This is a genomic window from Paraburkholderia sp. BL17N1, assembly GCF_003634175.1.
Taxonomy (GTDB): domain Bacteria; phylum Pseudomonadota; class Gammaproteobacteria; order Burkholderiales; family Burkholderiaceae; genus Paraburkholderia.
This window is the reverse complement of record NZ_RBIW01000002.1, coordinates 2,021,544-2,034,402: the sequence shown is the minus strand read 5'-3', so window position 1 is coordinate 2,034,402 and position 12,859 is coordinate 2,021,544. Positions and strand designations below refer to the sequence as shown.

10 protein-coding genes and 1 pseudogene are annotated in these 12,859 nt (G+C 62.8%); 3 read left to right on the top strand and 8 right to left on the bottom strand.

Annotation, left to right across the window (positions count from 1 at the left end; all coding sequences use genetic code 11):
- Positions 1–49: 49 nt before the first annotated feature.
- Complete coding sequence (gene acnB, locus B0G82_RS29000; protein WP_121309859.1) at positions 50–2,635, top strand: bifunctional aconitate hydratase 2/2-methylisocitrate dehydratase; 2,586 nt, start codon at positions 50–52, stop codon at positions 2,633–2,635.
- 6 nt (positions 2,636–2,641) lie between these two features.
- On the opposite strand, the gene B0G82_RS28995 is transcribed toward acnB, so the two are convergent.
- Positions 2,642–4,081: a DEAD/DEAH box helicase gene (locus B0G82_RS28995; protein WP_121309858.1), complete on the bottom strand. Its 1,440-nt coding sequence runs from the start codon at positions 4,079–4,081 to the stop codon at positions 2,642–2,644.
- 281 nt (positions 4,082–4,362) lie between these two features.
- On the opposite strand from B0G82_RS28995, the pseudogene B0G82_RS28990 reads away from it, so the two are divergent.
- Positions 4,363–5,178 (top strand): annotated as a pseudogene (locus B0G82_RS28990) (acetate--CoA ligase family protein); the annotation flags it as partial.
- A gap of 50 nt (positions 5,179–5,228) precedes the next feature.
- Here B0G82_RS28990 and B0G82_RS28985 read toward each other — a convergent pair.
- From B0G82_RS28985 to B0G82_RS28955, 7 genes are read right to left on the bottom strand one after another with little or no spacing between them, the layout of a single operon-like run.
- A complete protein-coding gene (locus B0G82_RS28985; RefSeq protein WP_121309857.1) occupies positions 5,229–6,140 on the bottom strand; it encodes an SDR family NAD(P)-dependent oxidoreductase in 912 nt (303 codons plus the stop codon).
- Positions 6,141–6,175: 35 nt separating this feature from the next.
- Positions 6,176–6,631, bottom strand: a complete 456-nt coding sequence (locus B0G82_RS28980; protein ID WP_121309856.1) for a MaoC family dehydratase — start codon at positions 6,629–6,631, stop codon at positions 6,176–6,178.
- Positions 6,628–7,794 carry an acyl-CoA dehydrogenase family protein gene (locus B0G82_RS28975; RefSeq protein WP_121309855.1) on the bottom strand — a complete coding sequence of 389 codons (1,167 nt, stop codon included), beginning with the start codon at positions 7,792–7,794 and terminating at the stop codon, positions 6,628–6,630. The genes B0G82_RS28980 and B0G82_RS28975 overlap by 4 nt, the downstream gene beginning before the upstream one ends.
- A gap of 14 nt (positions 7,795–7,808) precedes the next feature.
- Positions 7,809–9,023 (bottom strand): acyl-CoA dehydrogenase family protein, encoded by a 1,215-nt coding sequence (locus tag B0G82_RS28970; RefSeq protein ID WP_121309854.1) that lies wholly within the window; start codon positions 9,021–9,023, stop codon positions 7,809–7,811.
- 57 nt (positions 9,024–9,080) lie between these two features.
- Complete coding sequence (locus tag B0G82_RS28965) at positions 9,081–10,265, bottom strand: lipid-transfer protein (RefSeq protein WP_121309853.1); 1,185 nt, start codon at positions 10,263–10,265, stop codon at positions 9,081–9,083.
- Complete coding sequence (locus B0G82_RS39850; RefSeq protein ID WP_158608200.1) at positions 10,262–10,591, bottom strand: hypothetical protein; 330 nt, start codon at positions 10,589–10,591, stop codon at positions 10,262–10,264. Before B0G82_RS39850 ends, B0G82_RS28965 begins: the two co-directional genes overlap by 4 nt.
- 57 nt (positions 10,592–10,648) lie before the next feature.
- A complete protein-coding gene (locus tag B0G82_RS28955; protein ID WP_106283097.1) occupies positions 10,649–11,794 on the bottom strand; it encodes an acyl-CoA dehydrogenase family protein in 1,146 nt (381 codons plus the stop codon).
- Positions 11,795–12,089: 295 nt separating this feature from the next.
- Between B0G82_RS28955 and B0G82_RS28950 the strand changes: the two genes are divergently transcribed.
- A complete protein-coding gene (locus tag B0G82_RS28950; protein WP_121309851.1) occupies positions 12,090–12,794 on the top strand; it encodes a TetR/AcrR family transcriptional regulator in 705 nt (234 codons plus the stop codon).
- The last annotated feature ends 65 nt before the right edge of the window (positions 12,795–12,859 follow it).

The following is a 12,859-nucleotide window of genomic DNA, read 5'->3' as shown; positions in this document are numbered from 1 at the left end:
GGCGGGCCGGAAGCGATCCCCTGAAACGCCAACATCAGCAGGTTCTTTCATGCTTGAAAACTTTCGCGCTCACGCAGCCGCACGCGCCACGCTCGGCATTCCGCCACTGCCGCTGACCGCCCAGCAGACGGCCGAACTGGTTGAACTCCTCATCAACCCGCCCGCAGGCGAAGAGCAAACCCTGCTCGACCTGATCACCAACCGCGTGCCCGCCGGCGTCGACGAAGCCGCCCGCGTGAAGGCCGGCTTCCTCGCTGCCGTCGCCAAGGGTGAGACCGCCTGCGCGCTGATCTCGCGCGCTCGCGCCACGGAACTGCTCGGCACCATGCTGGGTGGCTACAACATCCAGCCGCTGATCGAACTGCTGTCGGACGCGGAAGTCGGCACCGTTGCCGCCGACGCGCTGAAGAAAACCCTGCTGATGTTCGACGCGTTCCACGACGTCAAGGAACTGGCCGACCAGGGCAACACCAACGCGAAGGCCGTGATGCAAAGCTGGGCCGACGCCGAATGGTTCACGAGCCGTCCGGAAGTGCCGCAAAGCCTGACCATCACCGTCTTCAAGGTGACGGGCGAAACCAACACGGACGACCTCTCGCCGGCGCCGGACGCCACCACCCGCCCGGACATCCCGCTGCATGCGCTGGCAATGCTGAAAAACGCGCGTCCCGGCATCACGCCGGAAGAAGACGGCAAGCGCGGCCCGATCAAGTTCATCCAGGCGCTGAAAGAGAAAGGCCATCTGGTCGCCTACGTCGGCGACGTGGTCGGCACCGGCTCCTCGCGCAAGTCGGCCACCAACTCGGTGCTGTGGTTCACGGGCGAAGACATCCCCTTCATCCCGAACAAGCGCTTCGGCGGCGTATGCCTCGGCGGCAAGATCGCCCCGATCTTCTACAACACCATGGAAGATGCGGGCGCGTTGCCGATCGAACTCGACGTGTCGCAAATGGAAATGGGTGACGTGGTCGAACTGCGTCCCTACGAAGGCAAAGCGCTGAAGAACGGCGCGGTAATCGCCGAATTCCAGGTCAAGTCCGACGTGCTGTTCGACGAAGTGCGCGCGGGTGGCCGTATTCCCCTCATCATCGGCCGTGGCCTGACCGCCAAGGCGCGCGAAGCGCTCGGCCTCGCTCCGTCCACCCTGTTCCGCCTGCCGCAGCAGCCGGCCGACAGCGGCAAGGGTTTCTCGCTCGCGCAGAAGATGGTCGGCCGTGCGTGCGGCCTGCCGGAAGGCCAGGGCGTGCGCCCGGGCACCTACTGCGAACCGAAGATGACCTCGGTCGGCTCGCAGGACACCACCGGCCCGATGACCCGCGACGAACTGAAAGACCTGGCGTGCCTCGGCTTCTCCGCCGACCTCGTCATGCAGTCGTTCTGCCACACCGCCGCTTATCCGAAGTCGGTGGACGTGAAGACGCACCGCACTCTGCCGGACTTCATCAGCAACCGTGGCGGCATCGCGCTGCGTCCCGGCGACGGCGTGATCCACTCGTGGCTGAACCGTATGCTGCTGCCCGACACCGTCGGTACCGGCGGCGACTCGCACACGCGCTTCCCGATCGGCATCAGCTTCCCGGCGGGTTCGGGTCTGGTCGCGTTCGCCGCAGCCACCGGCACGATGCCGCTGGACATGCCGGAATCCGTGCTGGTTCGCTTCAAGGGCAAAATACAGCCGGGCGTCACCCTGCGCGACCTCGTCAACGCGATCCCGCTGTACGCGATCAAGCAAGGCACGCTGACGGTCGCCAAGCAAGGCAAGAAGAACATTTTTTCGGGCCGCGTGCTCGAAATCGAAGGTCTGCCCGATCTGAAGGTCGAGCAGGCGTTCGAACTGTCGGACGCATCGGCCGAGCGTTCGGCTGCCGGCTGCACGGTGCACCTGAACAAGGAACCGATCATCGAGTATCTGAACAGCAACGTCACGCTGCTCAAGTGGATGATCGCGCAGGGTTATCAGGACCCGCGCAGCCTGCAGCGCCGCATCAAGGCAATGGAAGCATGGCTCGCCGATCCGCAACTGCTGTCGCCGGACGCGGACGCCGAGTACGCAGCCGTGATCGAGATCGACCTCGCCGATATCCACGAGCCGATCGTCGCCTGCCCGAACGACCCGGACGACGTGAAGACGCTGTCCGACGTGGCCGGTGCGAAGATCGACGAAGTGTTCATCGGCTCGTGCATGACCAATATCGGTCACTTCCGTGCCGCGTCGAAGCTGCTGGAAGGCAAGCGCGACATTCCGGTCAAGCTGTGGGTCGCGCCGCCCACCAGGATGGATCAGAAGCAACTGACCGAGGAAGGCCACTACGGCGTGTTCGGCACGGCCGGTGCGCGCACCGAAATGCCGGGCTGCTCGCTGTGCATGGGCAACCAGGCACAGGTGCGCGAAGGCGCGACGGTCATGTCCACGTCGACCCGTAACTTCCCGAATCGTCTGGGCAAGAACACGAACGTGTACCTCGGCTCGGCCGAACTGGCGGCAATCTGCTCGCGTCTGGGCAAGATTCCGACCAAAGAGGAATACATGGCCGACATGGGCGTGCTGACCGCCAGCGGCGACAATATCTACCAATACATGAACTTCGACCAGATCGAAGACTTCAAGGAAGTGGCAGATACCGTCGCGGTGTAAACAGGCTTAGCGTTTGCCGCGGCCACCCGCGGATCTGGCAGCCGGCTTGCGTGACCCCGCAACCGGCTTGCTGGCGGATTTGCCGCGTGGCTTTGGCACGCCGAATGAGTGACCGCGGGACGAGCTTGTACCTTTACCCGCGGCCACAGCGCCCTGCGCCGCCGGCTTGCGTTTGTTTTCGCCACTTTGCGGGCGCGATTTTTTGCTGGGCACCTGCGCGGCGCCCGGCGCAGCTTGCGGCACTTTCGGCTTCTTAGGCTTCTTGGGTTTCTTGATGATCTCGCCTGTCGCGCTAGTTTGCGGCACGCGGTGTTCGGCTTCGAAACCCGGCTCTTCTTCACGGCGCAGCGTCTGCCGGATCAGCGCTTCGATCGCGGCCAGTTGCGGCGCTTCATCGGCGCAGACAAGGGACACCGCCACGCCGCTGGCACCCGCGCGGCCGGTACGGCCAATACGGTGCACATAGTCTTGCGCCACGATCGGCAGATCGACGTTGATCACCAGCGGCAGGTCGTCGATATCCAGCCCGCGCGCCGCCACATCGGTGGCTACCAGCATATGGACTTCGCGCGTCTTGAAGCGCTCCAGCGCACGCAGGCGCGCGGGTTGCGGTTTGTCGCCGTGGATGGTGTCCACCGCATAGCCCGCTTCATCCAGCATGGCCGCGAGGTATTCCACGCCGTTGCGGGTTTTGACAAACACCAGCGCGTGCTGCCACTTGTTCTCAGCCACAAGGTGCATGAAGAGGTCCGGCTTGTTCTTCTTATCCACCGGCACCACCCACTGCTTGATCCTGCTGGCCGTGACGTTGGGCGGGCTGACGCTGATATTGACCGGGCCGCGCAGAATGCCCGCCGCCATGGCGCGGATATCGTCCGTAAACGTGGCGGAGAACAGCAGGGTCTGGCGCTCGGCAGGCAAGGCAGCAAAGACGGCGTTGAGTTCGCGCGCAAATCCCAGATCGAGCATGCGGTCAGCTTCATCCAGCACCAGCGTTTGTACCTGATCGAACTGCACTGCGTTCTGGCGATGGAGATCCAGCAAACGGCCCGGCGTGGCAACGAGCACATCCACGCCTTTGCGCAACTTCATCATCTGCGGGTTGATACTCACGCCGCCGTAGGCGGCCAGAAATCGTAAGTCGAGACCTTTGCCGTAATCGATAAAGCTTTGCAGCACCTGTTCGGCCAATTCACGCGTGGGCACCAGCACCAGAACACGTGCGCGGTTGCTGGACACCGCCGGGCCGTGCTGCACCAGCCGTTGCAACAGCGGCAGCGCAAAACCCGCCGTTTTGCCCGTGCCGGTCTGTGCCGCGGCCATGACGTCCTTGCCACTGAGCACAGCAGGAATCGCCTTGGCCTGCACCGGCGTAGGTGTCTGGTAATTGAGGTCCTGCACATTACGCAGCAAAGGATCGATCAGGCCAAGCGAGGCAAAAGACATTGGCGTATTCCTAGCTAAAGCAGCAATTCTAACGGTTACCGCCTGACACATTGCAATCGGCGCAGGTGGGCGACGATGAATGCGTTAGACGTCCGGGCGTTTCGTGGACACCGTCGGTCTTCGGATGGCGGTGGGAATGCAGCGTACGCAATCCGTACTCTACGCACGTCTTCTACGCGGCTCGGCAACGCCTTATGTCTCGCCGGCAAACCATGGATGGCCGTGATCTATTACACCTGGGATCAATACTGCTTATCGCAAGAACGTAAGGCGTCAGGCCAACGTTTTCCGATCTGCTCGATATTCCTCATGCACTCGCTGCGCACCGCAAGCTTGCTGGACGACGGGTGGCGATTTTGACCTCGGCTAGCGGCGCCGGCACGCTCGTTACCGATAGTCTCGGTATGGCAACTTCGAGACCCGACCTCCTGACGAGGCGACCGCTGCAAAGCTGCGAGCACTCCAGACCGGCGATCATGCGGTGCCCGACCTGATGGCCTGCGCGATTCGCGATTCGCTGCCCGGCAGCGACAGACCTGTAATGGCGTTTGTGAGTCCCCACGCGCCGGAGACCACGCGCATGCTCAACGAGCAGACAGTGCCCGCTTTCCCGTCGCCCGAGAGAGCGTAACGAGCGCGCTAGCTGCAATGGGGCAGCATCGCGAGTACATGCAACGTGCCGTGAGTTCGGACGAACAACACGCCGAAGCAGAAGCCGACGTTAGCGATCTACCCGCCGGATCACTTAACGAAGCGCAGGCGAAAAAGCTGTTTGCGCGCTTCGGCGTGTCAGTGGCGCACGAACGTATCGTCACGAACGCAAATGACGGAGAGACTGCTGCTCGCGAGCTGGGTGGCAAGGTCGTGCTCAGCTGCTGTCTAACAAGATCACACACAAGAGTGATGTCGACGGCGTAGCCGTCGGTGTGGCCACTGACAGTATCGGAGCGCGCCTGAACCGCATGCGCGACGAGGTTGAAACCGCAACCGGCGCATCTGCGGACGCATTTCTCGTGCAGGAAATGGTGACAAGTGGAACAGAACTGATTCTTGGCCTTCATCGCGACGCGTTGGGCACGGCCTTGCTGCTTGGCATCTGCCGAGCGCCCCTTGCGCGCCATCCACGGCACCCGGATACATCAAACTTTCATCCGCGCAACGCTTCCACTGCGCTATTGATGAACCGCTGCACCTCTTCGCCCGCTTCGCTATACGCGCGCGCACTGCTCCAGTCGGCAATTTCGCCGAAGCGGCGAGCGATGGTCTCCGGCGTCAGTTCCTCATCGCGCAGATGGCAAGGCGCGGTCTCCATGACTGTCGCAACTGAAAACGAGCCCCCGCCCGCGGATAGCACGACCCTGGAAGGCGCGTCGCCGCTGCACAGGAACAGCACGCCGGGCGTGACGCGCTCGGGGCGAATGGCGTCGAGCGCGTCGGCGGCCAACAATGCCTCGGTCATGCGGGTTGCCGCGATCGGCGCGATCGTGTTGACCCTGATGTTGCTCCTCACGCCTTCCTGATGAAGCACGTTCATCAGCCCGACCAGCGCCATTTTGGCGGCGCCGTAGTTCGCCTGGCCGAAGTTTCCATAGAGCCCTGCGGCGGACGTCGTCATGACGATACGGCCGTACTTTTGCTCGCGCATGATGTCCCACACTGCTTTCGTACAATGCACCGAGCCCATCAGATGCACGTCGAGCACTGTCTTGAACTCCGCCAGATCCACCTTCGCGAAGCTCTTGTCGCGCAGAATGCCCGCATTGTTGATCAAGATATCGACGCGGCCGAACGTGGCCATCGCCTGCGCAACCATGTCGGCGACCTGCGTATAGTCGGCAACGTCGGCACCGTGCGCGATCGCGCTGCCACCCGTGGCGCGGATCTCATCCACGACTGCTTGCGCCGCCGACGATGAACCGCCGGTACCATCCCGATTTGCGCCGAAATCGTTAACCACCACTGCTGCCCCGCGCGCGGCAAGAGCGAGTGCGTGTTGCCGCCCAAGGCCCGCACCTGCTCCTGTGACAACGGCGACTCTGCCGTCGAAGCGAATGCTCATTTTATCTCCCTCTCCTTAAGTACAAGCCGCGCGGGTCAGTAGAAGAAGCGCACGATGGATTCGGCCACACACGCGGGCTTGCTCTGCCCGTCGATTTCAACAATCATTTCGAGCTTGATTTGCGCGCCGGTGGTTCCCAGCGGGTCCCATTCGACAAGCCTGAACTGTGCGCGCAAGCGCGAGTTCACGGGAACCGGTGCCGCAAAGCGCACCTTATTGAGGCCATAGTTGAGCGCCGAACCGATGCCCCGTACCTCGAACGCGGTCGCGAGGAATGCGGGCAGCAGGCTCAGCGTCAGGAGGCCGTGCGCGATCGGCATGCCGAATGGACCGCTGCGCGCGCGCTCGACATCGACGTGGATCCACTGGTGATCGCCGGTCGAGTCCGCGAACAGATTGATGCGGTGCTGATCGATGACGAGCCAGTCGCTTATGCCGATCGATTCCCCGACAAGCGGCTTGAGCGCTTCGATGCTTTCGTAATGTTTCATGCGTTTTCCGTGGACAAACTCAACGCATCGCGCAGCGAGGCCGCGCAATATGCGTCGTGCTGGTCGCTGGTCCCGTACAGAAGGTCGCCAACGACAGCGCGTTTGAAATAGTGGCCAATCGTGTATTCCTCGGTCATGCCGATCCCGCCGTGCAACTGAATTGCCTGACCGCATACCTGCTTCGCCGTCCGGCCGATCAGCGCCTTGGCCGCCGATACCGTGTGCTGACGCGTCGCTTCATCGTCGTTTTCGAGCGATGCCAGCAGCACATACAGCATTGAGCGTGCAAGCTCCATCTCGGCGGCCATGTCGGCCATCCGGTGCTGCAACGCCTGAAAACTGCCAATCGGTACGCCGAATTGCTTGCGTACCCTCAGAAACTCCGCCGTTGCGACGACCGCTGCTTCCATCGAGCCCACGAGCTCCGCGCACAGCGCGGCGGTTCCGTGAGCCAGGCCGTGGCGAAGCGCGCTCAGACCACACCCCGGATCGCCCAGCACCGCTTGCTGGCCGACCTGCACGCCGTCGAGTTGCAACTGCGCGGCCCAGCTTCCGTCGTGCAGCGGCACCGGGCGCACTGTCACGCCTTGCGTCGTCGCGTCGACGAGGAAGAGCGCCGGGTGGTCGCCGCTTGCACCGTTGCCCCCGATGCGCGCCGATACGATGAACTGATCTGCGCCGGGCGCACCCAGCACGGCCGTCTTCTGTCCGTGGAGCCGGAAGCCGTTTGCATCGCGAGCCGCGAGCGTCTCGACTACCGCCGGATTGCCGCGCGACGAAGCCTCCTGGTACGCGAGCGCGATACGACACGTGCCCTCGGCGATGCGCGGCAAGAGCACATCCATCTGTGCGGGCGTGGCTGCCGCCACGAAGGTCTGCACCGCAAGCACCGCGCAGCCAACGAAAGGATCGACCACCAGCCCCCGACCCAGCTCCTGCGCGATCAACACGGTGTCGAGCAACGATCCGCCCAGGCCGCCGTACTCTTCCGGCAACGCCGCGGCAAGCCAGCCGTTCTCGGCGAACGAGGACCAGTTCCGCGCGTGATGATCGCAGCCCGCCTTGACCTGCGCGGTGCGTCTGTCGAATGCACACGCACGCGCGATGTAGCGACGTACGCTGTCCTGCAGCATCTGCTGCTCCGAATTCAACTGGAAGTTCATGGTGATCTGTCGCGTCAGAGTTGAAACATCAGCTTGGCAATGATTCCGCGCTGAACCTCGCTCGTGCCGCCGTAAATCGTCGACGCACGTCGAAAAAACATTTCGCTGGCAATACCGGGCCCTAAGCCCGGTGCAGGCATCGGCAATGCGTCGTGCGTCGCACCGGATCCGCCATGCGCGTCAGCTTCTGCGTAGGCATATGCCCCGTAGTGGCCCAGTGACTCGACCAGAAACTCGCTCATGCGCTGCTGGAGTTCGGTGCCGCGAATCTTGAGCATCGAGCCCAGGACGTGAGCGCCAGGACTATGGTCTTCCTCCATTGCCGCGACGCGCTGCACCAGCATGCCAATGGCTTGCAATTCGGCTTCGAGACGCGCGAGCCGTTGCGCGAATTCAGGCCGCTCAATCAGCGGCTTGCCGTCCACCACCAGCGTGGTGGCGAGCTTACGCAATTGCCGCCGAAAGCGTACGAGCGTCGGCAGATCGGCCGTCGCCGCATGCTCGTTGTTGAGCAGAAACTTCGTGACGGCCCAGCCCGCGCCCTCGCCTCCGACACAGTTGACCACCGGCACACGCACGTTGTCGAAGAACGTCTCGTTCAGGTGATGACAGCCGTCGATCGTCAGAATGGGGCGCACGGTGATACCCGGCGTTTTCATATCGGCGAGCAGGAAGCTGATGCCCGCCTGCTTTTTCACGGACGCGTCCGTGCGCACCAGCATGAAGATCCAGTCCGCCTGATGCGCGTAGCTGGTCCAGATCTTCTGCCCGTTCACGACGTAGTGGTCGCCTTCGCGTACGGCCTGCATGCGCAGCGAGGCGAGATCGGAACCGGAGTCAGGCTCGGAAAATCCCTGGCACCACAGACGGTCGCCGTTGAAGATTGACGGCAAATGTTCAGCTTTCTGCGCCGCCGTGCCGAAGTGATTCAGCACGGGGCCAAGCAGGCGCTGGCCGAACACGTCCTGGGTCGGTGCGCCCGCCGCCGCGCACTCCTCGTCGAAAACCAGGCGCTGTTGCGCGGTCCAGCCGGTACCGCCATGGTCCGCCGCCCAGTAGGGCGCGCCCCAACCGTGCTGGTTGAGAATGCGCTGCCAGCGCACCAGATCGGCGCGCGGCGAACGCACGCCGTGCTGCGAGCCGGCCAGCTCGGCCGGCAAGTTCTCACGCAGGAACGCGCGGACCTGCTGGCGAAAGGCGTCGAGGCCCGTGTCCGGTCGAAAGTCCATCGGACGTTACTCCTGTTGAGGAATCAAGATGAGATTGTTCGAAGCGGCAGCGCGCGCTCAGACGCGCTCGTACAAGGTCACGACGCACGCGCCGCCCAGCCCGACGTTGTGTTGCAACCCGAGCCTCGCGTTGGGCACCTGGCGCGCCTCGGCCGTGCCGCGCAGCTGCTGGACCAGCTCCACGCATTGCGCAATGCCGGTAGCGCCGAGCGGGTGCCCCTTCGACAGCAGCCCGCCCGACGGGTTGGTCACGAACTTGCCGCCATACGTGTTGTCGCCATCGACGACGAACTTTTCCGCCTCGCCCTCAGCGCACAGACCGAGCGCCTCGTAAGTGAGCAGCTCGTTGTGCGCAAAACAGTCGTGAAGTTCGACCACGTCAATGTCCTGTGGGCCGATACCCGCCTGCTCGTACACCTGGCGCGCCGCCGCCTGCGTCATGCCGGCACCTGCGATCAGGCGCATGTCGCGGTTCTCGAAGGTGGCGGCGAAATCGGTGGTCATTGCCTGCGCGGCGATCTTCACCTTGCGGTTCAGGCCATGCTTCTGCGCGAACTGTTCCGAGCAGACAATCGCCGCGGCAGCGCCACTGGTCGGCGGGCATGCCATCAGACGCGTCATCACCCCTTCCCACAGCATCGGCGAGGCCATTACCTCGTCTTCGGTGACAACGTTGCGGAATACTGCGAGCGGATTATTAGCCGCGTGACGGCTTGCCTTGGCGCGGATTTTCGCGAACGTCGAGAGCTTCGTGCCGTACTGTTTCATGTGCGCAAGTCCCGCACCGCCGAAATAGCGCAAGGCCGGCGGCACGTCTGACGCACCGACGAGATCCTCGGAAATCGCGTCGAAATGGTCGAACGGCGACGGACGGTCCTTGAAGATCGTGCCGAGCGCGCCGGGATTCATCTGCTCGAAGCCGAGCGCGAGCACGCATTCCGCAGCGCCGCTCGCCACCGCCTGACGTGCGAGATAAAGCGCCGTCGAGCCAGTCGAACAGTTGTTGTTCACGTTGATGACCGGCACGCCGGTCATGCCCACGTTGTAGAGCGCGCGCTGACCTGCGGTTGAATCGCCGTACACGTAGCCCACATAGCACTGCTGCACCTGCGCATAGCCGATGCCTGCATCGGCCAGCGCGGCGTTTGTGGCCCGGGCGGCCATCTGCGGATAAGGTTCGTTCGCACCCGGCTTGGTGAACGGAATCATGCCGATGCCGGCTACGTACACGTCTCGACTCATGGTGTGCTCCGCGATAAATCGGTTGAAAGGAAATTCATGGCGACGCGATCGCCTTCCTGCATACCCAGTTGCTGTAGCGCGCCGGTGAGTTGCGCCACGCGATGGACGAACTCGCGGAAACATCGCGCGCGCCCCGCCAAGCGCGTGGCGATCCGCTCGGGATATTGCTGCACCGCGCGATGCAAAGACCGGGTTGCGTACATCATGTCTCCGTCACTTTTTCTGGCGTTATAGCGCTTGTTGTGTGAACTGGATGTTAGAAGCGAAGGCCAAACGCGACGATTGCGCTTGGCCCGGATTACATTGGAAAAGACCCCAATCGACACAACTATGCCAATCGGGTCTAACGCTAGCGGCGTACTTTATGCGGCTCGGCGCCGGTTTCACATCAGGCTGCGCGCGATGATCAACTTCTGGACATGGCTCGTGCCTTCGTAGATCTTGCAGACACGCACATCGCGGCTATAGCGCTCGACTGGGAAGTCTGTCAGATAGCCGTAGCCGCCATGAATCTGGATCGCGTCCGAGCAAACCTTTTCAGCAATCTCGCTCGCGAACAGCTTGGCGATCGATGCCTCCTTCGAACATTCGATACCTTCCCCGCACAGACGCGCGGCATGCAGCGCGTACTGATAGGCGATCTCGACCTGCGCGGCCATATCGGCGAGATCGAAACTCACACCCTGCAGTTCCGCGATCGGGCGGCCATAGGCTTCGCGATCCTTTGCATAGGCGACAGCGGCGTCGAGCGCAGCGCGTGCGACGCCGGCCGCGATAAACGCGATGCCGATGCGCCCGTCCGACAAACCGGACATGACGAGGCGATAGCCTTCGCCTTCGGCGCGCAGCAGGTTCTCGCACGGCACGCGGTAGCCTTCGAGTGAAATCGCGGCCGTATGCGCCGTGTGCTGGCCAAGCTTGCTCTCGATGCGAGTGACGGTGTAGCCCGGCTGTTTCGGGTCAATGATAAAAGTACTCGCGCCGCGCTTGCCCGCGTCCTTGTCGGTCAACACGAAGGCGATCGCAACGCCCGCTTCGCTGCCGTTCGAGATGAACTGCTTCGCTCCGTCGAGAATGTAGTGGTCGCCGTCGCGGCGGCCCGTGGCGCGCAGTGCGGCGGTGTCGGAACCGGCTTGCGGCTCGCTCAGCAGGAACGCGCCGATCGACTCGCCCCGCGCCATGGCCGGCAGATAGCGACGCTTTTGCTCCTCAGTGCCGTGGATCGAGATGCACAGCGCCGTGAAGTTATGCACGTGCAAAATCGTGGCGAGCCCCGCATCGGCGCCGGCGAACTCGTACTGGGCAAGGCAAAATTCGACGACGCCCGCCCCCACCCCACCGTACTCTTCCGGCACCAGCATGCCGAGAAAGCCAAGCTCGGCCAACTGCTTCAGTTCGGCGTGCGGCCACGCGGACGTGCGGTCCCGCTCCGCGGCGGTCGGTGCGATCACCTCCGCGGCGATGCGGCGCGCCGAGTCGCGAATCATGATCTGTTGCTCAGTGAGAAATGCTGTGGATTTGTCTGCCATGGGTGTCTCCTTATTCCGGGTGCGTCGATCGCCGTTCTGAATTCTCGCTCCGCAACGTCGCAACCGCCTGGTGGCACGCTGCTTATTTACGCGGGGGATTATTTTTTCTACTCATGAGTAAATTGTTATTCTTCGTCGTCACATTGTCAACCTGAAAACTCTCCTGCTCTTTCGGCCGGGCCCTGGCAGGTGACAGTACGGTGCTTCGCAGTGCATTTCCAGTTGAGTTCCAGCGTCATCACCGCCGGTTCGACCGCATGGTAAGATTCATTTAACAAATGACGGCATCTTGACCATGACCTCGACTGCGCGCAAATCTACTGGCACCCGAAAATCGAAAGAGTCTTCCGCGCGGTGGAAAGACGCGCTGCCTTCGCGCGAAGACCTGCAAAAGCTGAAGAAAACCGCTTTAATCCGCGAGGCCGGCCGGGCATTCAAGGCGAAGGGGTTTCACAACACGTCGCTCGACGAAGTGGCCGAGGCGCTAAACGTCACCAAGGCAGCGCTGTACTACTACGTGAAGGGCAAGCGCGAACTACTGTTCGAAACGCAGAAACTCGCGCTCGACATGGGTGACGTCGCCCTGGAGGAAGGTCAGCATGGCAAGACCGGGCTTGACAAGCTCGAACGGACCATCGGCCGGTTTGTGGTACTGGTGACAGAGGATTTCATTTCGCACGCGTTCGTGTCCACGCTCGACGACATGCTGCCGGAGCACCAGGAAATCGTCCGCAAGCGCCGCCGTGCTTTCGATCTGCGTATCAGGGAATATATCCAGGAGGGCATCGAAGACGGTTCCGTCGCGCCTTGCGAGCCGAAGCTGGCCGTGGCCTGGCTGATGGGCTCGATCAACTGGATTCCGAACTGGTTCAATCCGGAGGGCGGCTACGGCCCGGAGGCGATCGCAGAGGTGTTCGTCAACTTCATGTCACGCGGGCTCGCGGCTGGATCCGCGAAGGCCCGCCCGCGTCCGCGCAAGACCACCACCGAAGCAGCCTAGACGTTCCGAACGCCGCCAAGAGACGTGCACGCGCTGAATCGCGTGCATGCATGTCCCGGCAGTGA

What these genes read in the sequence shown, in the direction of transcription:
- acnB (WP_121309859.1), top strand. Translation starts at nt 50, where the DNA reads ATGCTTGAAAACTTTCGCGCTCACGCAGCCGCACGCGCCACGCTCGGC.
- B0G82_RS28995 (WP_121309858.1), bottom strand. Translation starts at nt 4,081, where the DNA reads ATGTCTTTTGCCTCGCTTGGCCTGATCGATCCTTTGCTGCGTAATGTG.
- B0G82_RS28985 (WP_121309857.1), bottom strand. Translation starts at nt 6,140, where the DNA reads ATGAGCATTCGCTTCGACGGCAGAGTCGCCGTTGTCACAGGAGCAGGT.
- B0G82_RS28980 (WP_121309856.1), bottom strand. Translation starts at nt 6,631, where the DNA reads ATGAAACATTACGAAAGCATCGAAGCGCTCAAGCCGCTTGTCGGGGAA.
- B0G82_RS28975 (WP_121309855.1), bottom strand. Translation starts at nt 7,794, where the DNA reads ATGAACTTCCAGTTGAATTCGGAGCAGCAGATGCTGCAGGACAGCGTA.
- B0G82_RS28970 (WP_121309854.1), bottom strand. Translation starts at nt 9,023, where the DNA reads ATGGACTTTCGACCGGACACGGGCCTCGACGCCTTTCGCCAGCAGGTC.
- B0G82_RS28965 (WP_121309853.1), bottom strand. Translation starts at nt 10,265, where the DNA reads ATGAGTCGAGACGTGTACGTAGCCGGCATCGGCATGATTCCGTTCACC.
- B0G82_RS28955 (WP_106283097.1), bottom strand. Translation starts at nt 11,794, where the DNA reads ATGGCAGACAAATCCACAGCATTTCTCACTGAGCAACAGATCATGATT.
- B0G82_RS28950 (WP_121309851.1), top strand. Translation starts at nt 12,090, where the DNA reads ATGACCTCGACTGCGCGCAAATCTACTGGCACCCGAAAATCGAAAGAG.